21 protein-coding genes and 4 tRNA genes are annotated in these 22,803 nt (G+C 65.4%); 14 read left to right on the top strand and 11 right to left on the bottom strand.

Translation table 11 applies throughout. The annotated features are described in order from the left end of the window. Positions 1-3: 3 nt before the first annotated feature. Both IIE29_RS13455 and rarD read right to left on the bottom strand, forming a co-directional pair. Positions 4-417 carry a GntR family transcriptional regulator gene (locus tag IIE29_RS13455; RefSeq protein ID WP_216629782.1) on the bottom strand — a complete coding sequence of 138 codons (414 nt, stop codon included), beginning with the start codon at positions 415-417 and terminating at the stop codon, positions 4-6. Positions 418-529: 112 nt separating this feature from the next. Continuing rightward, on the bottom strand, positions 530-1,435 hold the full coding sequence (rarD, locus tag IIE29_RS13450; protein ID WP_209325905.1) for an EamA family transporter RarD: 906 nt from the start codon (positions 1,433-1,435) through the stop codon (positions 530-532). Positions 1,436-1,590: 155 nt separating this feature from the next. On the opposite strand from rarD, the gene IIE29_RS13445 reads away from it, so the two are divergent. Then, positions 1,591-3,009 carry an FAD-dependent oxidoreductase gene (locus IIE29_RS13445; protein ID WP_209325806.1) on the top strand — a complete coding sequence of 473 codons (1,419 nt, stop codon included), beginning with the start codon at positions 1,591-1,593 and terminating at the stop codon, positions 3,007-3,009. A 289-nt stretch (positions 3,010-3,298) separates the two neighbouring features. Continuing rightward, complete coding sequence (locus IIE29_RS13440) at positions 3,299-4,225, top strand: GTP pyrophosphokinase (protein ID WP_209325805.1); 927 nt, start codon at positions 3,299-3,301, stop codon at positions 4,223-4,225. A gap of 26 nt (positions 4,226-4,251) precedes the next feature. Here IIE29_RS13440 and IIE29_RS17245 read toward each other — a convergent pair whose 3' ends face one another. The 4 genes from IIE29_RS17245 to IIE29_RS13425 form a co-directional block, all read right to left on the bottom strand. Beyond that, positions 4,252-5,190 (bottom strand): hypothetical protein, encoded by a 939-nt coding sequence (locus IIE29_RS17245; protein ID WP_425491471.1) that lies wholly within the window; start codon positions 5,188-5,190, stop codon positions 4,252-4,254. Then, positions 5,120-6,604 carry a hypothetical protein gene (locus tag IIE29_RS17240; RefSeq protein ID WP_425491470.1) on the bottom strand — a complete coding sequence of 495 codons (1,485 nt, stop codon included), beginning with the start codon at positions 6,602-6,604 and terminating at the stop codon, positions 5,120-5,122. The genes IIE29_RS17245 and IIE29_RS17240 overlap by 71 nt, the downstream gene beginning before the upstream one ends. Beyond that, complete coding sequence (locus IIE29_RS13430; protein WP_209325804.1) at positions 6,601-7,662, bottom strand: methylenetetrahydrofolate reductase; 1,062 nt, start codon at positions 7,660-7,662, stop codon at positions 6,601-6,603. Before IIE29_RS13430 ends, IIE29_RS17240 begins: the two co-directional genes overlap by 4 nt. 172 nt (positions 7,663-7,834) lie before the next feature. Continuing rightward, on the bottom strand, positions 7,835-8,326 hold the full coding sequence (locus IIE29_RS13425) for a YajQ family cyclic di-GMP-binding protein (RefSeq protein ID WP_209325803.1): 492 nt from the start codon (positions 8,324-8,326) through the stop codon (positions 7,835-7,837). A gap of 160 nt (positions 8,327-8,486) precedes the next feature. Between IIE29_RS13425 and IIE29_RS13420 the strand changes: the two genes are divergently transcribed. Further along, positions 8,487-8,568: transfer RNA gene (locus tag IIE29_RS13420), tRNA-Tyr, on the top strand. Between the two features lie 118 nt (positions 8,569-8,686). Beyond that, the gene (locus IIE29_RS13415) at positions 8,687-9,259 is read left to right on the top strand and encodes a DnaJ family domain-containing protein (RefSeq protein ID WP_209325802.1); all 573 of its coding nucleotides are present in this window, start codon (positions 8,687-8,689) and stop codon (positions 9,257-9,259) included. A 6-nt stretch (positions 9,260-9,265) separates the two neighbouring features. Here the strand turns inward: IIE29_RS13415 and IIE29_RS13410 are convergent, their stop codons facing one another. Together IIE29_RS13410 and IIE29_RS13405 are read right to left on the bottom strand one after the other, a co-directional pair. After that, the gene (locus IIE29_RS13410; RefSeq protein ID WP_209325801.1) at positions 9,266-10,471 is read right to left on the bottom strand and encodes a M20 metallopeptidase family protein; all 1,206 of its coding nucleotides are present in this window, start codon (positions 10,469-10,471) and stop codon (positions 9,266-9,268) included. A 24-nt stretch (positions 10,472-10,495) separates the two neighbouring features. Continuing rightward, complete coding sequence (locus tag IIE29_RS13405; protein WP_209325800.1) at positions 10,496-11,668, bottom strand: hypothetical protein; 1,173 nt, start codon at positions 11,666-11,668, stop codon at positions 10,496-10,498. Between the two features lie 150 nt (positions 11,669-11,818). Between IIE29_RS13405 and IIE29_RS13400 the strand changes: the two genes are divergently transcribed. From IIE29_RS13400 to IIE29_RS13385, 4 genes are all read left to right on the top strand, one after another. Then, a complete protein-coding gene (locus tag IIE29_RS13400) occupies positions 11,819-12,619 on the top strand; it encodes a glycerophosphodiester phosphodiesterase (protein ID WP_209325799.1) in 801 nt (266 codons plus the stop codon). Positions 12,620-12,708: 89 nt separating this feature from the next. Continuing rightward, positions 12,709-12,781: transfer RNA gene (locus tag IIE29_RS13395), tRNA-Thr, on the top strand. A 27-nt stretch (positions 12,782-12,808) separates the two neighbouring features. Continuing rightward, a tRNA-Met gene (locus IIE29_RS13390) sits at positions 12,809-12,882 on the top strand. Between the two features lie 235 nt (positions 12,883-13,117). Next, complete coding sequence (locus IIE29_RS13385) at positions 13,118-14,308, top strand: M20 metallopeptidase family protein (protein WP_209325798.1); 1,191 nt, start codon at positions 13,118-13,120, stop codon at positions 14,306-14,308. A gap of 30 nt (positions 14,309-14,338) precedes the next feature. Here IIE29_RS13385 and IIE29_RS13380 read toward each other — a convergent pair whose 3' ends face one another. From IIE29_RS13380 to IIE29_RS13370, 3 genes are all read right to left on the bottom strand, one after another. Then, positions 14,339-14,959 (bottom strand): hypothetical protein, encoded by a 621-nt coding sequence (locus tag IIE29_RS13380; RefSeq protein ID WP_209325797.1) that lies wholly within the window; start codon positions 14,957-14,959, stop codon positions 14,339-14,341. Between the two features lie 374 nt (positions 14,960-15,333). Next, complete coding sequence (locus IIE29_RS13375; RefSeq protein WP_343071903.1) at positions 15,334-16,590, bottom strand: serine hydrolase domain-containing protein; 1,257 nt, start codon at positions 16,588-16,590, stop codon at positions 15,334-15,336. Positions 16,591-16,729: 139 nt separating this feature from the next. Then, positions 16,730-18,337, bottom strand: coding sequence for a biotin carboxylase (locus IIE29_RS13370; RefSeq protein WP_209325796.1), 1,608 nt, complete (start codon positions 18,335-18,337; stop codon positions 16,730-16,732). Positions 18,338-18,533: 196 nt separating this feature from the next. Here IIE29_RS13370 and IIE29_RS13365 point away from each other — a divergent pair, with 196 nt between their 5' ends. The 6 genes from IIE29_RS13365 to secE all read left to right on the top strand — a co-directional run bounded on the left by IIE29_RS13365 (position 18,534) and on the right by secE (position 22,753). Next, positions 18,534-18,983 (top strand): FAS1-like dehydratase domain-containing protein, encoded by a 450-nt coding sequence (locus IIE29_RS13365; protein WP_209325795.1) that lies wholly within the window; start codon positions 18,534-18,536, stop codon positions 18,981-18,983. Then, a complete protein-coding gene (locus tag IIE29_RS13360) occupies positions 18,980-19,423 on the top strand; it encodes a MaoC/PaaZ C-terminal domain-containing protein (RefSeq protein ID WP_209325794.1) in 444 nt (147 codons plus the stop codon). Before IIE29_RS13365 ends, IIE29_RS13360 begins: the two co-directional genes overlap by 4 nt. Continuing rightward, positions 19,420-20,517 carry a UDP-N-acetylmuramate dehydrogenase gene (locus tag IIE29_RS13355; protein WP_343071902.1) on the top strand — a complete coding sequence of 366 codons (1,098 nt, stop codon included), beginning with the start codon at positions 19,420-19,422 and terminating at the stop codon, positions 20,515-20,517. Before IIE29_RS13360 ends, IIE29_RS13355 begins: the two co-directional genes overlap by 4 nt. A gap of 14 nt (positions 20,518-20,531) precedes the next feature. Continuing rightward, a complete protein-coding gene (locus IIE29_RS13350) occupies positions 20,532-22,178 on the top strand; it encodes a metallophosphoesterase family protein (RefSeq protein WP_343071911.1) in 1,647 nt (548 codons plus the stop codon). A 126-nt stretch (positions 22,179-22,304) separates the two neighbouring features. Further along, a tRNA-Trp gene (locus IIE29_RS13345) sits at positions 22,305-22,377 on the top strand. Between the two features lie 97 nt (positions 22,378-22,474). Then, positions 22,475-22,753 (top strand): preprotein translocase subunit SecE, encoded by a 279-nt coding sequence (gene secE, locus IIE29_RS13340; RefSeq protein ID WP_135537149.1) that lies wholly within the window; start codon positions 22,475-22,477, stop codon positions 22,751-22,753. The last annotated feature ends 50 nt before the right edge of the window (positions 22,754-22,803 follow it).

The raw sequence follows: 22,803 nt of genomic DNA, 5'->3' as shown, positions 1-22,803 counted from the left end.
GGGTCATCCTTTCGAAGCGGTCGGATCGGCAGCGGTGGTCAGGCGGAGTTCTCGGGAGCGCTCTTCGATGAGCGCGATCACGTCCTTCGCCCCCAGTCCGAGGCGGTTGGCCTCGTTGAGCAAGGGAGTGATGAAGCTCTCGGAGAATGCGGTGCGGTGTTCGTTGATCAGCAGCGCACGAGCACCTTCGGTGACGAACATCCCGACGCCGCGTCGCTTCTCCAGAACGCCTTTGGACACGAGCTGGTTGATGCCTTTGGCCGCGGTGGCCGGGTTGATGGAATAGAAGCCGGCGAGTTCGTTCGTCGACGGAGCCCGGGAGAGTTCGGGGAGGGTTCCGTTGAGGATCGAGTCCTCGACCTTCTCGGCTATTTGGGTGAACAGGGGTGTGCCGTCGTCGATCACATTCGACTCCATGTGAGTTGGTTAATTACCTAACTAATGAACCATGGTGCCAAAGGCGGTGTCAAGATCCCAGGCGAGATTCTTCGGGTGCCAGGGTGAGCCGGGGTTCGGCAGGGCGGGTCCGTCAGCGTCGACGGCTGTGGCGGAGCATGTCCGCGCAGAGCAGGACCACGGCGATCCAGATGATGAAGAACCCGATCCACCTCGGCGTCGACATCGCCTCGCCGAGGACGGTGATGCCGAGGATGAACTGGAGGGTCGGGGTGATGTACTGGAGCATGCCCACCCAGGACAAAGGGATGCGCCGTGCCGCGGCGCTGAAGAGGATGAGCGGGATGGCCGTGGCGGGACCGGTGACGATGATGACGACGACATGCCAGGCACCGAAGCCGGTGAACGTCTGCAGCCCCTGGGAGCCGAGGGCGATGAGGTAGATCGCTGAGGGCACGGCGAGTACGAGGCTTTCGACGGTCATGCCCTCGAGCGCTCCGACGCGGCCGCCGACCTTGTTCTTCACGAGGCCGTAGAGGCCGAACGACAGAGCCACGGTGAAGGAGAGATAGGGCATGCGGCCGAGCCCGACGCCGACGATGATCACGGCCAGGAGGCCGAAGCCCACAGCCGTCCACTGCAGGGGGCGCAGCTTCTCTCCGAGGAAGAGCACACCCAGACCGATCGAGATCAGCGGATTGAGGTAGTAGCCGAGGGAGACCTCGACGAGCTGATTGGTCTCGACACCGTAGATGAAGGTCGTCCAATTGATCGCGATGAGCACCGAGGCGAGCACGAGGAGACCGAAGGTCCGCGGCGACCGCAGAATCTGCAGAGTGCGGGAGAATCCTCCGGTGAAGACGAGGAGGACTGTGCAGAAGGCCAGCGACCAGATGACACGGTGGGACACGAGTTCGAGGGCGCCCGTGGGCACAGCGGCGGCGAAGAGCAACGGCATGATGCCCCACAGCAGATATGCGGAGAATCCGTTGATCAGGCCGGCGCGGCGAATCGCGTTCTCATCAGGGGCAGGGTTCATGCTCACGGACTTCAGTCTAATGAGACCGCGATGGGCGACACGGAGTCGGGTCGGCGGCTGAGACGGTCGATGCGAATGCGAGTTTGATCACGTCGTTGTAAGGATGACCTACATTGGCGATAGACTCGGGGGCGACTGAATAGAGAGGTGTGAGAATGACTCGTCCCTTCCGGGTGGCCATCGTCGGCGCCGGTCCTGCCGGGATCTACGCTGCTGATCTCATGACGAAGGCAGAGCGTGATTTCGATCTGAGCATCGATCTCTTCGATCGTCTGCCGACTCCCTTCGGCCTCGTCCGCTACGGAGTCGCCCCCGACCACCCGCGGATCAAAGGCATCATCAATGCGCTGATCAAGGTTCTCGACCGCGGCGACATCCGCCTGTTCACGAACGTCGAATACGGAGTCGACCTCCATCTCGAGGAACTCACTGACCGCTATGACGCCGTGATCTTCTCCACCGGCTGTTTCGTCGACGCCGCGCTCGACCTGCCCGGTGTCGATCTTCCCGGCTCCTATGGTGCCGCGGACTTCGTCAACTGGTACGACTCACATCCTGATGTGGGCCAGAGCTGGCCGCTGGATGCTGAACGGGTCGCCGTCATCGGCAACGGCAATGTCGCCCTCGACGTCGCCCGAGTGCTGTCGAAGCAGGCCGATGACATGCACACCACCGAGATCCCCGACCATGTGTACGAAGGTCTCAAGGCCTCGCGCGTCACTGATGTGCACATCTTCGGCCGGCGTGGACCGGCACAGGCGAAGTTCACCCCGCTGGAGCTGCGGGAACTCGGCCATGTCAAGGATGTCGACATCATCGTCTACCCCGAGGACTTCGAGTTCGACGAAGGCTCGATGGAGGCCATCGAGTCGAGCAATCAGACCAAGCAGGTGGCGAAGACGCTCACGGACTTCACGATGCGCGAACCCACCGGGGCGAAGCGACGCCTCCACCTGCACTTCCTGCACGCTCCCGTGGCCATCCTCGGCGAGGATCGGGTGACTGGTCTGCGCACCGAACGCATGGAGCTCGACGGCTCCGGCGGGGTCAATGGCACCGGCAGCTTCCACGACTGGGAACTCGACGCCGTCTACCGTGCGGTCGGCTATGCGGGCACCGAACTGCCTCAGCTGCCCTTCGACGGCCGCAAGCGCGTCATCCCCAACCATGAAGGCCGGGTCGTCGATTCCGACGACCAGGCTACGGCCGCCGAGGCCGACGTCGTGCAGGGCGTCTATGCCACCGGGTGGATCAAGCGAGGGCCCGTCGGGCTCATCGGCCACACCAAGGGCGATGCCCTGGAGACCATCGGCCACATCCTCGACGACCGGGCCGCCGGAGTGCTCACGGATCCCGTCTACCCTGACGAATCGGCCATCGTCGACCTGCTCGTCTCCAAGGGCGTCGACTACGTCGATTGGGAGGGTTACCACCGTGTCGAAGCCGCCGAGAAGGCGGCCGGAGAGGCCGAGGGGCGCGAACGGGTCAAGCTCGCCACCCGTGAGGCGATGCTCGCCGAGGCGCGCGGGCACGTCACGGCTGAATCCGTGGGACAACCTGCCTCCGGGCACTGATCACTACGAACGGAAGCCCGGTCCGGGGACTCGCCTGGACCGGGCGACCTGGTGCCGCGCGGTTGGATCTGGCATCCCCCACCGGCAGTGGCAGCCTGCACCGTTGCCAACAACCCGCACCGGCAGCAGCACTGCCTACGCCCCGTCACCCACTGCGCACCCGCAGTCGTTCGTCACCCCGTTGCACCGCGGTGACGAGTCGCTGACGGACCGTGATGGCTCCGCCGCGTAGAGTCGGAACGGAACAGAGCGCCCCAGAGCGCGGACCGTCGGCAGGCAGGGAGGACACATGAAGAGCGAATCGTCGCTGAAGACGATCGTCGAACGCGCCTACGTCGAGCGGATCGACGCCTGGCAGACGGCGGCCGTGCGGATCAAGCACTGGCTCAAGGAGCAGCAGAAGGGCCTGCTCAAGGATAAGGACATCTCCCGCCTCGACGTCGACGGGCACCGGATCAAGGACGCGGCGAGAACCCTGGCGAAGCTCACCGAGAAGGCCGACGAGGACCCGCAGCTGAGTGTCCACGGCACCGCTGACGTCGAGGACCAGATCCGCGACATCGTCGGGGTCAAGGTGCTGTGCAAATCACCGCGCGACCAGCGCATGATGTTCGCCGCCCTGTGCGATCCCGAGCAGCTGGGCGCCTTCGAACTCATCGAACAGAAGGACTACACGAAGCCGCCGAAGGCCAGCGGCTACCGAGCCTGCCACGTCACCCTCCGCATCCCCTCGGACCAAGGTGCGCCGGTCTTCGCCGAGATCCAGGTCAAGACGCGACTCCAGGACGCCTGGAGCGAACTGACCCACGAGGACATGTACAAACCCGGTGCGGCGATGAAGCCGAGCAAGCTGCACGGCGAGTTCGCCCGTGCCATGGCGAATATGCTCGCCACCGTCGACGACATGGCCGATACGCTCGCCGTCGAGCTCACCGCCCTCACCGATCCCGAACCCGAGCTCGGGCTCGATGAACTGCGGGAGAAGGAGAACGGCACCGAAGTCAGGGTCCGCGCGACCGGCCCCAAATATGCGCTCGCCGTCGACGGGTTCGGGCGGCAGGGCCTCGTTCCGGCCTTCGCGATCCGACGTCTGAGCGGGACGAAGGGAACCATCAAGGTCAACGACTACATCCACCTCGACGACCGTCTGCGAGTCAGCGTCGAGGAGGACTCGAAGGGTCTGTACTACATTCCCCTCGAACTGCCCCGACACTGATCCCAGACAGCGTCTCGGCTCCGGACTCAGACGGACACTCCCACAGCCGCGGCCGGGGTCTCGGACCGGGCGCCGCTCGGGATGCCGGCGGCCACCACCTGGTTGCGAGCGGCGACGAGATTGGCCAGAGAGGCGCGCACCTCGGCATAGCTGCGCGTCTTCAGACCGCAGTCCGGATTGATCCACAGCTGGTGGGGCGCAACATGCTTGAGTGCGGCCTCGATGAGTTCGACGAGTTCGGGCACCGTGGGCACCCGCGGGGAATGGATGTCGTAGACGCCGGGACCGATTCCGCGTTCGAACCCGAAATCGGCGATGTCGTCGAGGACCCCCATCCGGGACCGGGCCGCCTCAATGCTGGTGACATCGGCGTCGAGGGCATTGATCGCGTCGATGATCTCCCCGAACTCCGAGTAGCACAGATGGGTGTGGATCTGAGTGCGGGGACTGACCTGGGCATTGACCAGCCGGAACGAGCGCACCGACCAGTCGAGGTACTCGGCGCGGTCGGATTCGCGCAGCGGCAGCAGTTCGCGCAGAGCCGGTTCGTCGACCTGGATGACGTCGATGCCGGCCGCCTCGAGGTCGGCGACCTCATCGGCCAGGGCCAAGGCGATCTGATCGGCCGATTCGCGCAGCGGCAAATCATCGCGGACGAATGACCACGCGAGGATGGTGACCGGTCCGGTGAGCATGCCCTTGACCGTCTTCTGCGTCTGCTGCGCGGTGTAGGCCGACCAGCCGACGGTGATCGGATTCGGGCGGGACACATCGCCGAAGAGGATCGGGGGACGGGTACACCGCGAACCATAGGACTGCACCCAGCCGTGTTCGGTGGTGGCGAATCCGTCGAGGTTCTCGGCGAAGTACTGGACCATGTCATTGCGTTCGGGTTCACCGTGGACGATGAGGTCGAGGCCCAGGTCCTCCTGCAGCTCGATCACACGATCGATCTCCGTCCTCATCGTCTGCGCGTAGGTGTCGTCGTCGAGGCGACCGGCCCGGTGATCGGCGCGCGCGACGGACCTCGGCCGTCTGCGGGAAGGAACCGATGGTCGTCGTCGGCAGAGCGGGGATGACCAGTGCGTCCTGGGCCTGTCGCCTTTGCGCGAAGTCGGTCCGGAACCCGTCCTGACCTGCCGTGGCGGCGGTGCGCTTTCTCACCTCCGGGCTGTGGACCCGGACGGATTCGGCCCGAGTGCGGCGGGCCCGATCAGCGCGGTTGAACGCTTCGACACGAGCATCCGGTCCGGCGGTGACGGCCGTGGCCAGAGCCTCGACCTCGGTGACCTTCTCCTCGGCGAAGGACAGCCAGGAAGCGACATCGACCGGCAGAGAGCTCTCCTGCTCCACGGTGTAGGGCACATGCAGCAGTGACGTCGAGGTCGACACACTCAACGACTCGCGCTCCAGACCCTGCAGCACCTCGAGGCTGGTCCGAAGATCATCGGCCCAGATGTTGCGGCCGTCGACGACACCGGCGACGAGGCGGACCTGCTGGGGCACAGCCGCGGCCAGACGGTTCGCGTACTCGGGATCGGAGGCTCGGGTCGCGGCCGCGAGATCGACGCCGAGGGCGTCGATGCCGGAACCGGCCAGCTCGTCCAAGCCCTCGCGGAGGCTGCCGTATGGGGTGGCGACGAACAGCTGCGGGCGGGTGCGGGCAGAGGCCAGGGTCGAATACGTGCGGTGGGCGGCCTCGGCGAGTTCGTGGTCGCTCGTTCCGGCGATGTCGGCGACCAGCGCCGGCTCGTCGAACTGAACCCATTCGACACCGGCGGCGGCCAGAACTCCGATGATGTCGAGGTAGACGTCGGTGAGCTCGGCGAGCCGGTCGAGGGGACGCGTGGGCGTGCCCGGTGCGGGTTTGGTCAGGGCGAGCAGGGTCAGCGGTCCGACGAGTACGGGACGGACGAGGTGCCCCGCGGTCTTGGCCTCGCTGACCAGCGACAGCAGATGTTGGGGACGCGCGGTGAACCTCGTGTCATCGGAGAGCTCGGGTACGAGGTAGTGGTAGTTCGTGTCGAACCACTTCGTCATCTCGAGGGGAGAGCGCTGCGCGGTGCCGCGGGCGAGAGCGAAATACTCGTCGAGATCGAAATCGGTGCCGGTCGTGACCGAGGGGATGAGACCGACTGTGAGCGCGGTGTCGAGAACGTGGTCGTAATGGCTGTAGGAGGCCGGGATCGCATAGTCCTCGCGCAGCCCCAACTGCGCCAAGCGGTGATACGTGCCGATGCGCAGCGTGTGCACGGACCGGGCGAAGTCCTCGGCACCGATGCGACCGGCCCAGAAGCTCTCGAGCGCCTTCTTCTGCTCGCGGCGGGCTCCGATGCGGGGGTAGCCGGTGATGGTCGCGGTCGGAAATGATGCGGTCATGAACGGGTTTCCTTCTCTGTCGTTGTTTCTGTTGCGGATGATGGCGGCCAGCGCCGAGGAGGCGGTGGCGGTGGGAATGAGGACACGGACACCCCTCGGTCGCCGAGGGCGGTGAGCAGGTCCTCGGTCGTGTTCTGGTCGTTGAAGGTGTAGAAGTGCAGCCCGTCGGCTTCCTGGTCGAGGATCGCGGCCGTGTGTTCTGCCGTGATGTCGAGTCCTATCCGTCGTGCCGAGGCGGGGTCGGAGACTCCGTCGAAGCGGGCGAGCAGGTGCTCCGGGACCGGCTGCCCCGAGAGGCGCGACATCGTGTGCAGCCGGCGGGCATCGGTGATGGGAAGGATGCCGGGGATGATCGGGATGGTGATGCCCGCGTGCTCGGCCCGTCGTCTCAGCCTGGAGTAGGCGGTGGGGTCGAAGAAGAGCTGGGTGATCGCGAAATCGGCACCATTGCGCTGTTTGGCCGCGAGCACGTCGAGGTCCTCTTCGGGCCCCGTCGATTCCGGGTGGCCGGATGGATAGGCTGCGACCCCGATGCCGAGCCGGCCGGCGGCCAGGCAGGCGACGTTATCCGATTCGACGCGTCGCAGGAGACTGACCAAGGCATCGGCGTGCGGCAGGTGCTCGGGCGGGACGCTGGTCTCACCGTCAGGGACGTCCCCGCGGATGGCGAGGAAACCGCGCACGCCGACCTGCAGGAGATGATCGATCCAGGCCAACAGCTCGGGCTCGGTGCCGGCGGTGCAGGCGAGATGGGCCAAGGGCCTGAGCGAGGTCGTGGACGTGACCTCGGCGATGAAGTCAGCCGTGCCCTTGAGCCAATCGCTCTTGGCGGAGGAGGTCACGGCCAGATAATCGGGGCTGAGGGAATCGAGGAACCTCAGCAGCTGCGGCATTCGCGCGGCCTGGGCGGCTGAACGGGGAGGGATGACCTCGAACGACAGCGCTCGCCGCAGCCGGTGCCGGGCGGCGGGCAGGCTCTCGGGCACGGTCGCGGGCGCCGATGCCGAGAGCCTGGGCACCGATGCGGAGGCCCTGGGGGCGGTGTGGGTCGATGACATGCCTTCATGCTGACAGCGGGCCCGGGATCGTCCGAGGCCGAACGACGATCGGCGTCACAGCCCGTCATGAACGGGTCAAACGACGTTCGCCGACGTCAGATGGGGACATGTTCCGTCATCGAGACCTGACGGGGCGGTCGATGGGGACTTGACGAGGGGAGGGCCGCCGGTCTTACCGGTAGTTGACGAACTGGAGGTCGACGTCGAGATCCTGGCCCTTGAGCAGGGCGATGACGCTCTGCAGATCGTCGCGCTTCTTCGAGCTCACTCGCAGCTCGTCGCCTTGGATCTGAGCCTTGACGCCCTTGGGACCTTCGTCGCGGATGATCTTCGAGATCTTCTTCGCGTTGTCCTTGTCGATGCCTTCCTTGATGGAAGCATCGATGCGGTGTTCCTTGCCCGAGGGGTAGGGCTCCCCGTCTTCGAGGGATTTCAGGGAGATTCCGCGCTTGACCAGCTTCGACTGGAAGACGTCGAGGATGGCCTTGACGCGGTCTTCGCTGTTGGCTTTCATCTGAATGGCCTCACCGCTCCAGGCGATCGAGGCGTCGGTGCCGCGGAAGTCGTAGCGCGAGTTGATCTCTTTAGCCGCCTGGTTGAGCGCATTGTCGGCTTCCTGGCGGTCGACCTTGCTGACGACGTCGAATGAGGATTCGCTGGCCATTGATGCTCCTTCGTTTTCGGTGATTCGTGCCCGCAGGAAGCGGGCTTGGCTTCTGTCTCCGAGTCTAGTCCAGGGGCCTGGATGTGATCTGCGTCAACCGAGTTGGTGAATCCGGCCCGTGCCTTGTATTCTTTTCAGGTGCTCATCGAGCGCTGACTGCGGCAGATTGCCCGAGCGGCCAAAGGGAGCTGACTGTAAATCAGCCGGCATTGCCTTCGAAGGTTCGAATCCTTCATCTGCCACGCAGAACGGAAAGTCCCGTGACCGAATCGGTCACGGGACTTTCCTCTTGCCACGCCCAGCGCGCCCGCCTAGCGTAAGAGGCACTGCGGTGACGCATCCGCCGAGGGAGGCGAGACGATGAACCAGGACCCTCACGATTCGGACGACGAGCCGCCTCGGCGGCTGAATTCGCTCGAGGAGCGCAATGCCGTGGTCGAATCCGCCCTCGACAGAGCCATCAAGCGCGGCGACTTCGACGATCTTCCCGGGCTGGGAAAGCCGCTGACCGGTCTGCACCGCGCCGACGACCCGGACTGGTGGATCAAACAGAAGCTGGACGCCGAAGGTATCAGCGGCGTCGCTCCGGCCGCATTCCAGCTGCGCAAGGAGAACGCGGAGATGGAGGCCACTCTCGACGCGTTCGTCCGAGAGGACGACGTTCGCGACTACCTCGCCGGTTTCAACGGCAGAGTGCGTGCGGCCGTGATGGACCTGCGCGAAGGACCGCCGATCTTCACCCCGCCGCGCAATGTCGAACATGAGGTCGCCGCCTGGCGGGAGCGCAGAGCGAGGTCCGTACCGAGCAGCGGCGAGCGCTCAGAAGACGGCCAGACAAGCCCTGCGGAACCGGCGAGGACCGAGGGCGCGGGGCGGACCGCGGCAGAGGATACCGCTCCACCTCGGCGATGGTGGCAGCGCAGACGACGCTGAGGGCGTTCAGAGCGCCGTCTTCAGCCGCTCGATCGCCAGATGGCTGAGTATCGCGGCCTGATCGGCCAGGACGGAGTCATCGAAGATGACGAAGGGGGAGTGATTGTCTCCCTGACGCTCGCGGGGAACGTCGGTGCGTTCGGCGCCGAGCATGAGGTAGGTGCCCGGGACGTTCCGGAGCACGAACGAGAAGTCCTCACTGGGCATGATCGGCTGCGGCAGGACGTTCACCCGGTCCTGACCGAGCAGGTCCTCGATCTGTTCGAGCGCCCATGTGGTCTCAGACTCGTCGTTGACCGTCACGGGGTACTGGACGGCGAAGTCGACCTCGGCGGTGCAGCCGTGGGCCGCGGCGATGCCCTCGGCTAACTGCTTCGACCGCTCGCGGACTGCCGCGAGCGAGGAATCGGACAGAGTGCGGACGGTCGCACCCAGGCTAGCCGAGGCGGGGATGACGTTGACGGCATCGCCTGCCCGCAGCTGGGTGACGCTGAGGACGACGGGGTCGAAAGTGTCGATGCGGCGGTTGACCATGTTCTGCAGCGCGGTGACGAGCTCTGCCAGGGCCGGGACCGGATCGACGGCCGTCTGCGGTTGGGAACCGTGGCCGCCGCGCCCGTGGATCGTGATCTCGAGGACGTTCGACCCGGCTTGGAGAGTCCCCGGCCGCGTGGAGATGACGCCGCGTGCACTCGTATTCACATGTGCTCCGAACGCCGCGACGGCGCGGCTGCCGGCCGCGTCGAGCACGCCTTCGTCGATCATCACGGAGGCGCCGTTGTACCCTTCTTCGCCGGGTTGGAACATGAACACGACATCCCCGCGAAGCTCGTCACGATGGGCGTGCAGGAGTCGGGCCGCGCCGACGAGCCCGGCGGTGTGCAGGTCATGGCCGCAGGCGTGCATGTTCCCGTTGCTCGATGCGAACGGTTCGTCGGTCTCTTCGCGCAGGGGCAGCGCATCCATGTCCCCGCGCAGCAGCACCGCCGGGGCATCGGCCGGCCGGTCCGGGTGGCTGCCGCGCAGGACCGCGACCACCGAGGTGGTGGCCGTACCTGTGCTCACCTCGAGGTCGAGACCGTCCAGGGCTTTGAGAACAGCGGCCTGGGTGCGAGGCAGCTCGAGTCCCACCTCGGGGTTGGCATGCAGCGTCCGGCGCAGCTCCTGCAGCTGCGGGAGGAGGTCGTTCGCCTCAGCGATGAGGGAGTGCATGGGACGGTCCTTTCGTGCGGTGGATCAGAGCAGACTGACGAGGACGCTGGCGATGACGACCGACCCGGCGCTGACCGAGGTGAACCCGCCGACGAGCATCGGCGGAAGCATCGCGTTGAGCAGGGCCTCCTTCTCATCCTCATCACGGGCGATGGAGCGGGCGACCTCGTTGGTCAGCAGGTAGTCGGCCGGGAAGCCGTACATGGCGGTCAACGCCACCGACATGCCCAGTCCCGACTTCCAACGCAGCAGCTTCGCGGCGATGAACCCGCCGAGGACGATGCCGCTGCCGCCGACGACGAGGATCGTCAGCGTGGGCAGAAACGCATTGATGACGTCCTGCACGGATGCTGTCACCAGCGGCGCCATGACGATGGCGATGACGCCGGCCATGGCGATGCCGAAGGAGTTCGAGCGTTCCATGGCCTTGTCCGGGGCGAGCCCGACTGCGGCCGCGAGGATGCCGAGGATCAGCGCGAGGATCGAGGAGGGGATGTGCGTGGGAACGGCGAGCAGGGTCGCAGCCGAGCCGCCGACGAGGATGAGGAAGAGCATGAACAGCTGATTGTCCACGAGGAAGCCGGGCAGGGTGACGAGCTTCCTCTTCTGCTCTGCCTCCTCCTCTTCGGCCTGGTGGGCTTCGGCGAGCTCCTGCAGTTCACCGCTGTCGCGCAGTTTCGTGGCGTACCGGCGCAGCAGGAAATTCGTCAGCGGCATCGACGGCAGCGACTGCAGCATGAGCACAAGGGCGGGCAGGACGATGATCGACGAGGCGGCCCCGTGGGCCGTCAGCCCTTCCGTCGTCAGGCTGGTGGCGACGATGCCGCCGGCGAGCGGACCGGACCCGGCGACGAAGGTGTCGAATCCGAACAGCGGAGCGACGATGGCGAGGATGAGGAGGACTGCGACGAGCATGCCGGAGATCGCGATGATCACCGAACGCCACTGTTTGAGCATCACACGCAGGGGAATGAGCGTGCCCATGTGGAACAGGAGGGGCGCGACGAGGATCGTATAGATCTGGACGAGCATCGAATCGTCGACGACGGACTCCGGAACGATTCCGAGCTTCGCGAAGACGAAGATGCCGAGCATGGCCACCAGCAGGCTGGGTATCCGAGCCTTTGACCAGATCGAGATGAGTTCGCCGAATGCGATGAACGCGAGGACGACGGCGGCAGCGTAGATGGCTTCCATGGTTGGCCCTTCGAGTCGGGGAGGTGGCCCAGGTCACAAGATAGTACGAGATCAGGCGTCTGTGTGGGTTTCTCCGCGACTTCCCGATATTCGAGAAGAGCTGCCGCCTCCGCGTGCGACAGTCGCTGCGTCAGGGCATAGTCTGGGCGTATGAGTTTTCTGCAGTTCCTGCGCGAGCGTGGAATGTCCGAGCGACCCGGGTCCGCGACTCGTCCGCTGGTGATCGCCCACCGAGGCTATTCGGCAGTGGTTCCGGAGAACAGCCTGGCTGCGGTCGACGCGGCTCGGGCGCTCGGGGTGGACTTCATCGAGGTCGACACGTCGACCAGCGCCGATGGTGTGCCCGTCATCCTCCACGATCCCGATCTCGATCGCACGACGAACCGGAAGGGCCCGGTGGTCAATCTCACTGCCGAGGAGCTGTCATTCGTCGACGCCGGCTCCTGGATGGGCCCCGGATTCACGGGTGTGCGGATTCCGACGCTGGCGGCGGTGATGCGCGACATCCAGCGCCGCGGCGGTGAATTGATCCTCGAGTTCAAGGGGGAGTGGTCGGCGGGTGCAGTGGCCAGGGTCTCCGAGCTCGTGGTCGAGACCGGCATCGCCGACCGGATGGTGGTGCAGTCATTCAACGTCGAAACGTTGGAGACCTGCCGGGACATGCTGCCGATGGTGGCCCGGTTCCTGCTGCGCATGGTGCCCAGGCCCGAAGACATCGAGATGGCTCGCGAGCTCGGGGCCGTCGCGATCAACCCCTCCTACAAGGGCTTCACGCTGCGCAGGTCCGTCGTGTCCGAGATTCGTGACAACGACCTCGGTGTCTTCGTCTGGACGGTCGATGAGATGAACGAATGGAGGGAGCTCCTTGACGCCGAGGTGGACGGAATCATCACGAATCATCCCGGCCGACTGCAGGGGTTCCTGGCGGGTCGGTTCGATCCGGTGGCATAACGCCTCGGCGCCGGTTTCAGACTTGTGAGTGAGGTCACGCGACCCCGATTTGCCCTCCTCGCTGCAACCCGTGTAAATTCTTACCTGTTGCCCCGATAGCTCAGTCGGCAGAGCATCTCCATGGTAAGGAGAAGGTCAAGGGTTCGATTCCCTTTCGGGGCTCTCGTGCCGCCACAAATGCGGTGCTGGGGCGGGGTAGCTCAGCTGGTTAGAGCGCACGACTCATAATCGTGAGGTCGGGGGATCGAGTCCCCCTCCCGCTACCGATCAACTCCCTCATCAGGATGCTCGATCCGATGGGGGAGTTTTCTTATTTCCACGCAGCTGTTCCGCTGTTCCTCTCCCGGGTCTGTGCTCGGATCGTTGTGAGCGAGATCAGCTGAACTCTGCGTGATCGGAGGAATCGGGTCACGTCCCGACCTTGTCGAATCGCACCGGACGAGAGAGCAAGAAGGCAGTAGACTCTCATCCCGATTCGAACCAGACAAGGATGTGACCATGACAGTTGATTTCACCACCGAAGCTGCGGCGCTGGCCGCCGACCTCAGCGAACTGCGTCGGGACCTGCATCGGAACCCTGAACTCGGGCTCGACCTGCCGTATACGCAGAAGCGGATTCTGCAGGCTCTGGAGGGCCTGCCGCTGGAGATCACACTCGGCCGGGAGCTGAGCTCCGTGGTCGCGGTGCTGCGTGGTGGGCGGCCGGGGCCGATCACATTGCTGCGCGGCGACATGGACGCTCTGCCCGTCGTCGAGAACACCGGACTCGAGTTCGCCTCCCAGAACGGGAGCATGCACGCCTGCGGACATGATCTCCATGTTTCGGGTCTCGTCGGGGCGGCTCGGCTCCTGGCGGCCCATCAGGCCGAGCTCGCGGGAACCGTGGCCTTCATGTTCCAACCCGGCGAAGAGGGAATGGGCGGAGCGAAGATCATGATCGACGAGGGCATGTTCGATGCGATCGGCGGCATCCCCGATGCGGCCTACGCCATCCACGTCGCGCCGGGAGCGCCGGGCACATTCGTCACCCGTCCGGGAACGATCATGGCCGGGGCGAACACCCTGCACGTGACGATGCACGGCAAGGGCGGACACAGCTCGCGGCCCCAGGATTCGATCGACCCCGTCCGGCCCGTGCTCGAGTTCGGGCAGGCCCTCTACGCGATGATTTCCGGCTCGTTCAGCGTCTTCGACCCCATAGTCGCCGAGGTGACCCAGCTGAGTGCGGGCGACGCCGTCAACGTCATCCCCTCGACCGCGAGCATCGGGGCCTCCGTGCGGACGTTGTCGAACGACACGACGAAGAGGTTTCCCGAGCTCGCCGCCCGTCTGGCCGAGTCGATCGCCGCTGCCCACCGCTGCTCCGCCGAGGTCGAGTGGACCGAACAGTACCCCGTGACGGTCAACGATGCCGCCGAGGCCGCATTCGCCTCGGCGACGCTGACCGAATCCTTCGGACCGGGCCGGGTCGTCACCGCGCCCGACCCGGTCATGGGCTCGGAGGACTTCTCCTATGTGCTCAACGAGGTGCCGGGGACATTCCTGTTCCTCTTCGTCTCCCCGAAGGACGTCGACCCGGCGACGGCGGCGACGAATCATTCCCCGGAGGTTCTCTTCGACGATGCCCACCTGCCGGATCAGTCTGCGGCTCTGGCGACACTTGCCTGGCAACGGTCGCTGCGGGAATGAGGCGGCCCTGGGTCCTGAGGACGGCCGACGTCAGTCCTTGAAGTCGAAGTCCTCCTGATCGATGCCTGGGAACATGAGTTCGTACTTGATCATCGAGTCTTTGTGGTCGACGATCTTCACCGTTCCGTAATAGGTCTTCTCTCCCGTGGATCTCTCTTTGTCCTTGACCGTGACATCACAGGTCTTGAATCCGTACCACTCGCGGAGCTCCATGTCGTCCGCGCATTCGGCTTTTTTGACCTTCATCTCGAGCTTGTTCTCGAACAGGTCGATGAGGTCGGCCTCGATCGATCTGGCGGGCACGATTCCATTGCCCTTCTTGTCGACGTCCATCGCATCGTCACTGGCCCAGTTGGTGGTCTTTGCGGCGTCCGCATACGGGTCGGTCGACTTCGTATCGCTCGGCTCCGCCTCGGTGGGCTCCGAAGCGGCAGTTTCGCTCGGAGTGGTCTGACTCACGAAGCCTTCGCCCTCGGAGCTCGCGTCCTCGTCCGACGTGCCCTCACTGGGCTGCGCGGCCTCCGACTGCTGGTCCTCGGCCGGTTCGCCGCCGCCGAGCAGACCGCAGCCGGTCAGCGACAGTGCCAGGGCCGTTCCGGCAGTTGCCGTGAGCAGCCGAGGCATCCAGGTGGATCGGCGAATCGGTGTCATGGTCTCTCTCCTTCGCAATCTTGCGATCACAGACGTTGTCGATACATGACGATTCTGCCATGGCCGATTGCCCCCGACAGCGGTTGTGTGTGCGGGTCCGGGAACAGATGTGGCGATCCGGGCACATGAGGCGGTCCGGCGGCCCAGTCGGGTGCTGTCGGGTGCCGCCGCGAAGTGCCCTCGCCCGCAGACCGTCACTCCTCGCCAGTCGCATAACCGCGCGTTGCACCAGGAGGGTGTGTCACTACCGGGTCGTGATGGCTCAGCAACTGTAGGAGCTGTCACCTCAGGGGCGCTGTGACGCTGATGGGGCGTGATGGTGTCGCTAGGGCGCTGTGACGCTGCCGGGGTGTGATAGGGCTGGAGGCCCAGTGCTACTTAGCGGGCGAGTTCACGGCTGCGGCCAGGGCTTCGAACGCCCGGATCGTCGGGAACAGCTTCGTGGCGTCCTGCGGCAGCCCCCAGCTGGAGAGCTTGACCCCGACGACATTCGCTCCGGGGTTGATGTAGATCATCTGTCCGTGGATGCCCAGGGCGAGGAACGCGTGGGAGTCGGGGAACGGGAACCAGAACTGGTTGTGATACGCACCGCCGGGCATCCGATTGTCCCCGGGCCCGTCAGCGAAGGCCTGCCGCACACCCTCCGAGGTCGTCAGCGTATCCCCGATCCACGCCGTCGGAGCGACCTGCTGGCCCGTCAGCGACTGGCCGCGGTTGGCGTAGACGAATCCGAAGCGGGCGAGGTCGCGCAGGGTGGTGTTGATACCGCCGTCGAACATGCCGACACCGTACTGGTCGGTGGCGATGAGTGCGTCCTGCTCCGCGCCGAGGCGGGACCACAGCACCCGTGACATCAGCGTCTGCATGCTCTCCCCGGCGATCTTCTCGCACACCCACCCGAGCGCATCGGTCTCGCACGAACGGTACTCGAAGACCCCGCCGTGCTCGGACTTCGCCTGCAGGGTGGTCAGGAACTCGTACATGCCGATGCCCGGGCTCTCCCGCTTGGCCTCGGACCAGCCGATCGACTCCTCGATCTGCCTGACCTCGGACTTCGGGTCGAGGTAGTCCTCGGAGAACCGGATCCCCGAACGCATGTCGAGGATGTGCCGAACGATGGCGCCGGAATATCCGGACCCGGCGAGTTCGGGCACATAGTCGGTGATCAAGCGGTCGGGCTCGAGATCACCGGTGCCGATGAGCACGCCGGCGACCGTGCCGACGAGTGATTTGCTCACCGACATGAGCAGATGTTCGGTCGTCGGAGTCATCTCACCGAAGTACTCCTCGGTGAGGACCGTGCCGTTGTGGAGCAGCATCCACCCGTCCGTGTCGGTGGTCTCGATGACGCTGCGGACGGTGCGTGCCGCGGAGTGCTCGGTCGCGGGGATGACGACCGCGCCGAGGTCCTGCAGATCGACCGGCAATTCGGCCACCGGTCCGGTCCCGCGCGGGATCGGGGTCGTCGGCAGGACCTGTGCGACGTTCTGGAACGACCACCGGACGTTGTCGGGAGCCTGCCAGTTGTCCCTGTTGATGCCGGCGACGGCACCGGCGGGTGTGCCTGCCGGGGTCACGGCGGCATTCGCTGGGGGAGCGGGCACGGTCTGGTCCGGTGACGGTTCGGTCACGCTTCACCTCTTGTTCTCAGGTCGTAAGGCGCCGACGGTCGGCGCCGACGGTTCGGTGCAGATGGTTCGGCGCAGATGGATGGCGGCGGCGCCTCGAATCGTGATGAGAGTACCACCGGGGCGGCCCCGCCTCCCGGAGTCAGTCGCTCTTGGCTCCCGGTCCGCCCAGCGCCGGGGACGGATCCTCGTCCACCACCGGGACACCGGCGTACATGGCCCGGATCGAATCGATGAAGTGCTTGGCCCTGATGCTCAGCGCATCGGGCCCGCCGGCCTTGGTCTGCAGAGGGTTCTTCGTCACGAGCACACCGAGGTCCGCGCCCTTCCAACGGTAGTCGCCGGCACCGAAGATGCGCAGGAAGAACACCTCATTTCCGTTCTGCAACGGGTGCCAGTCCAGCGCCGCCCGCTTGTACGTCAGCGTCCCGTACTGGTCGAGATAGTACTGACCGGTCAGCGGCGAATGAGTGATGTACTCGGTGATCGGAGCCGTCTCCTTGATGATCATCTGGCTCCACTCGTCGGCACCGGAGAGCTCCTCCCACCGCTCATTGATCTCATCGATGTCGAGGTCGAATTCGACATCGAGGTATTCGAGCAGATGGAAGAGGAACAGCGGAACGTCCGCATAGGCGCCGGCGGTGACGTTCGTGATCGCCGAGGCGCCGGAGATCCGCGGATTGAGTTCGCCGAGATAGACGTCATCGCTGTCGAGGTCGACGAGAACATCGACCTCGAAGAACCCCCGATACCCGCGTCTGCGCAGTCCCTCGCCCATTCTGCGCACGAGGTCGCGGGTCTGTGCCCGCTGCTCGACGGTGAGGACATCGGGCTTCATCTCATTGCCGCACCACCCGCCCTTGTACGGGGTCAGCTCGGCGAATCCCGCCAACTCGGTGAGGTAGGGGCCGACGACGACACCGCTGGAGGTGATGACCGCCTCGACCGCGACCGGGGTGTTGTTGATCCGCTTCATCACCTTCAGCTGCTCGCCGATGATGTCGTCCTTGTGCGCCTCCCAATCGGAGGACGAGGAGATGAAGAAAGTCGTCTTCCCCGAATCGCCGTAGGGCGTCTGGACGACGAGGTCGCTGCCGAGCCCCGCCTCGGCGGCCTGCTCACTGAGAGCGGCAAAGGTGTCGGCCGTCGTGAGCACATTGGGCACGGAGAACGCTCCGGCCTCGTTGCCGAGCTTCGTGGTCTCGATCTTCGAGTCGAGCTGGTTGCGCAGCGCGGCCGAGGGCAGGATGAGGTCGTAGCCGAGCTCCCGGCAGATCCGTTCGGTCTCGTCGTCGAAGAAGACCATGGCGACTTTGACCCGTTCGCCGTGGGGGACATTGCGCGTCATATGGGCGCGCACCTCGGCGTTGAGCAGCAGCCAGTTGTTGATCGCTTCGCCCGACTCGAACTCGACATAGGGTTTGTAGCGCGGTGAGAACACGCGAGGATGCCCGCCGTCCCAGCCGTCGTAGTAGGTGATGTAGGAGAAGTTCCGCACCCAGCGGTCGAGGCCGAGCAGGTTGAATGGGGTGGCTCCGACGAAGTAGATCGGCGTCTGATTCGTCCGGAAGAAGTGTCGGACTTCGGAGACGTTGCGCAGAGGGCGCCTGATCTGCACCCGATCGGCCTCCTCGCCGGCATAGGCTGCATCGGTGGCGACAGCGACCTCGACCTGCGGCGGAGCCGAGTCCTCTCGCGTCTGCACGTCGGGGAGCGCTGGGTCGGCAACGGGGGATTCGTTCATCATCGCACTACTCCTTAGCAAATGTGATGTGGACAACATATACCACTTTCGAAGTCACGGCCCCGATGGTGCAGGAATTATGTGATCGCTCGGATGCAGGCGGACGCCCGGGCGCAGGCGGACGAGCCGGAGATGCCGCTCGGGAGGACCGTGCTTTAGGCTGGAGTCGAAATCGACCACAGTTGAAAAGAGAACGGATATGCCGGTGAATACCGAGAGGCAGGGAGCTTCGTTCTCCCTGCCTCAGCCCTACGAAGTCTCCCGAGAGGCGATCGCGGAGTTCGCGCGCGCCACCGGAGCGCAGGCCGATTACCATTTCGACGCCGAGGCGGCCGCCGCGCTGGGCTACCGCGACGTCGTCGCACCGACCACGTTCCCCGTGATCATCGCGCAGAAGTCGGAGGCCGCCTATGTCTCCGACCCGGACTCGGGCATCGATTTCTCGAAGGTCGTCCACGGCTCCGAGCAGTTCTCCTTCACTCGTCCCATCGTCGCCGGTGACCTCCTCTCGGCCGTCACCCACGTCGACGGCATCCGCGCCGCGGGCGACAACGCCATGATCACCACCCGCACCGAGCTCACCGATGCCGCCGAGCAGCCGGTCGTCACCGTGACCTCGACCCTCGTCGTGAGAGGAGTTGGAGAATGAATCCCATCGACTTCTGCCAGCTGACCATCGGAGACACCGTCGTCGAGACGGAGATTCCCCTCTCCCGGGCCTCGCTGATCGACTACGCCGCCGCCTCGGGCGATCACAACCCGATCCACTGGAACGAACGCTTCGCCCGCGAAGTCGGCCTCGACGGCGTCATCGCCCACGGCATGCTCTCAATGGGTGCGGTCATCGCCCCGGTCGTCGAATGGCTCGGCGATCCGGGCGCGGTCGTCGACTATCGGACACGGTTCTCCGCACCGGTCCTCGTCCCCGACGCAGACACCGGAGCCCCCACGACACCGACGACTTCGCTGAAGCTGACCGCCACGGTCGGCGCCGTCGATGCCGCTGTGGGCACGGCCCGCATCGACATCACCGTGAAGTCCGGTGACACCGATGTGCTCAGCCGCACGCAGGTCCGGATCAGCCGGTGACCGAAGCCGTGAGTGAGGTTCTGTCGAGATTCACCACTTTCCGCCTCGGCGGCCCGGCAACGGATGTGACCGTCGCCGAGACGCGCGATGAGCTGATCGGATTCTGCTGCGCCCATCAGCTGGGCCTGACCGGTGAGGAGCCGACCGGTGTCCTCTTCATCGGAGGCGGATCGAACCTGCTGATCTCCGATGACGGCTTCGACGGTGCGGTGTGCGTCGTACGGACCACCGGTGTGACGACGATCGAGATCACGACCACCGACACCCGGGTGACCGCCGAGGCAGGGGAGGACTGGGACGATTTCGTCGCCCACACGCTCGAGCTCGGGCTCTCCGGCCTCGAGGCGCTGTCCGGCATCCCCGGGTCCGTCGGGGCCACGCCGATCCAGAACGTCGGGGCTTACGGCACCGAGGTCGGTGAGCTCATCACCTCGGTCGAGGTCTTCGATCGCGTCGCCGGTCAGGTGCGGCACCTCAGCGCCGTCGAACTCGAATTCGGCTACCGCACCTCGGCGCTCAAACGCGCGCAGATCGCGGCCGGGACCCCGCAGTTCGTGGTCCTGTCCGTGACCTTCGATCTCAAGCGCAGCGAGCAGTCCCTGCCCGTCCGCTATGCCCAACTCGCCTCCGCCCTGGACGTCGAGATCGGCAACCGCGTGTCGGCGACGCTCGTGCGTGAGCACGTCATCGCTCTGCGCCGGTCGAAGGGAATGGTGCTCGACCCCGATGACCATGACTCCTGGTCTGCGGGCTCCTTCTTCACCAATCCCATCGTCGACGACGCCGACGCCTTGCCGGCCGAAGCTCCTCGCTACCCGGTGAATGATCCGCTCAGCGGGGCGAAGATCGCGGGGAAGACGAAGACCTCAGCGGCTTGGCTGATCGAGCACGCCGGATTCTCCAAGGGCTTCAGCATCGGAGCCGGTCGCGCTGCGCTGTCCGACAAGCACACCCTGGCGCTGACGAATCGGGGACACGCGAGCACCTCGGATGTGATCGATCTGGCCCGCACCATCGTCACCGGCGTCGAAGACGCCTTCGGAATCACGCTCGAACCCGAGCCGACCTTCATCGGCTGTGCCTTGGACGGCTGAGGGCTTCCTTGGACGTGTCACCTCGTCGCAGAACCCTCACTCTTCTCATCGCCCTGGCGGTCATCGCTCTGATGACCCTGCCGTGGGCGGTCTTCACCTCCCGAGCCGACCTCACCTTCGGTCCGCACGAGGCGCAGTACCGAATCACCGCGGACTCCCGGCTGACCGTGGACTTCGGCCCCTTGGGCCGGCTGCTCGTGCCGGCCGACGACTCGATCCCTCTCGGTCTCGGACTGCACGTCGACATCGGGGAGATCCCCGTGTCCGGCGACGATCGGGATGAGGAGCGGCCCGCTGCCGACCCTGCGAAGGTGAAGGACCCCGGCGGGGGAGCCGTCGATGCCCTCGGCGGTGACATTGCCTCGTACGCAGCCCTGTTCTCGTCCCCGCAGGCGCAGATCGATCAGGTCGTCGAGGGGCTCACCCGGGAGATCCTCATTCGTTGGGCTCTGGCCGTGTGTCTGATCACCGGAGGACTCGTCGGGGTCGGAATCGTGCTCGGCCCGCAGCGCCTCGACGGCCTTATGCGGGCCTTCGCCGGCAAGGAGCTCATCGGCATCGGCCTCGTCATCGTGCTCGTGCTGGCCGGCCTCGGCACTGTCGTGCTCAAACGTCCGCACCCGATCGTGGCCGATCCCGCCTTCGAAGGAACCCCCTTGGCCGGCTCCCAGGTCACCGGCCGCCTCGGCGGGATCATCGACACCGCGTTCACCGCGGTGCGGGACTTCGCCGACGACAACGATGCGTTCTACGACCAGGTCCTCACCGCTCTGCGGACCCAGTGGAACGACCGCCCGATCACGGGCAACTGGACCGATCGCGGAATGATCCCACCCGCCGAGACCGGCGGACAGGGGGACGCGAAGGACTCGGGAGGCTCGGACGGGGCAGTGACGACCTTCGTCTTCGGCTCCGACATCCACTGCAATATCGGTATGGCACGAGTCGTCGGTGCGGTCTCCGAACTGAGCGGTGCCGACGCCTACATCGACGGCGGCGACATCACGATGACCGGAACCTCCGCCGAGAACTACTGCCTCGACGTCCTCGACGATGAGCTGCCCGAGAAACTGCCGCGCATGATCGTCAAGGGCAACCACGATTCGCAGGAGACGACACGGCACGCCAGGAGCCGCGGATGGGAGGTGCTCGAGGACTCGACGGCCGAGATGGCCGGGGTGACCTTCTTCGGCTCCCCGGACCCCCGCCGCACCGTCTTCGGCTCCGGTCCGCAGCTCGAGACCGACCTCACCGCCGATCAGTACGCGCAGCGCCTGCGCGACGAAGCCTGCGAGACGGACTTCGACATCATGCTCATCCACGATGCCGCCGTGGCTGCTCCGACGCTGCGCGCCGGATGCGCCGACTACGCTCTGAGCGGACACTGGCATCGCAGAGTCGGCCCCGAGACCTTCGGCAGCGGAGTCCGCTACCTCAGCTCGACGACAGGCGGAGCGCTCGCGAATGCGCTGACGCCCGGCCCGCTGAAGATGAACGCGGAGCTGAGCATCATCCGCGTCGACAATGCCACGAAGCGGCCGATCGATGTGCAGATCGTCACCGTCACCCCCGACCAGGAAGTGCGCATCGAACCGTGGGTGCGCTTCCCTGAGCCGCTGCCGCTGGTGTCGCAGCCACCGGAGGAAGAGCCCGCCGAATGAGTGAGCGGCGACACGCTTCCGTGTCCGCCGGGGCCACCGGTTCGACGAACGGCGGTCGGGCACGGTATGCTCGTTTCTCGTGGTTGGACAGCATCCGGATCCGCAGGGTCCGAGCCGTTCGATCGAAGGGGTGTGGCGCAATTGGTAGCGCAACGGTCTCCAAAACCGTAGGTTGCAGGTTCGAGTCCTGTCACCCCTGCGCAGTTGACTCTGCCGAAGTCCCATCGGCTAGGCGCCGTCCTCGACTGGCACGAACAATTGTGAAGCCCCAAACGAAACCGACCGAGTGAGGATGTGTGAGCGACACACCGGCAAAGAAGACTGGCAGCGCACCCAGCAGTGCCTCCGGTCCCAAGAAGCTCGGATTCTTCGGACGAATCCTGCAGTTCTTCCGCGAGGTTGTGGCGGAGCTCAAGAAGGTCGTCACGCCGACGCGCAAGCAGCTGGTCAATTACACTCTGGTGGTTCTGGGCTTCATTCTGTTCATGATGCTTCTCGTCACGGTCCTGGACCTGGTGTTCGGCAAGCTCGTCGGATTCGTCTTCGGCGGAACGCCGCTGTGGCCCCTGTGGTGACACGCCTTCCGCAGTGACACACTTTATGCTGAATCTTCACTCCCATCCGG

Origin of the sequence: Brevibacterium renqingii (genome assembly GCF_017808095.1) — a bacterium.
Lineage (GTDB): Bacteria > Actinomycetota > Actinomycetes > Actinomycetales > Brevibacteriaceae > Brevibacterium > Brevibacterium renqingii.
The sequence above is the reverse complement of the archived record's forward strand: the minus strand, read 5'-3'. Positions and strand labels throughout refer to the sequence as shown.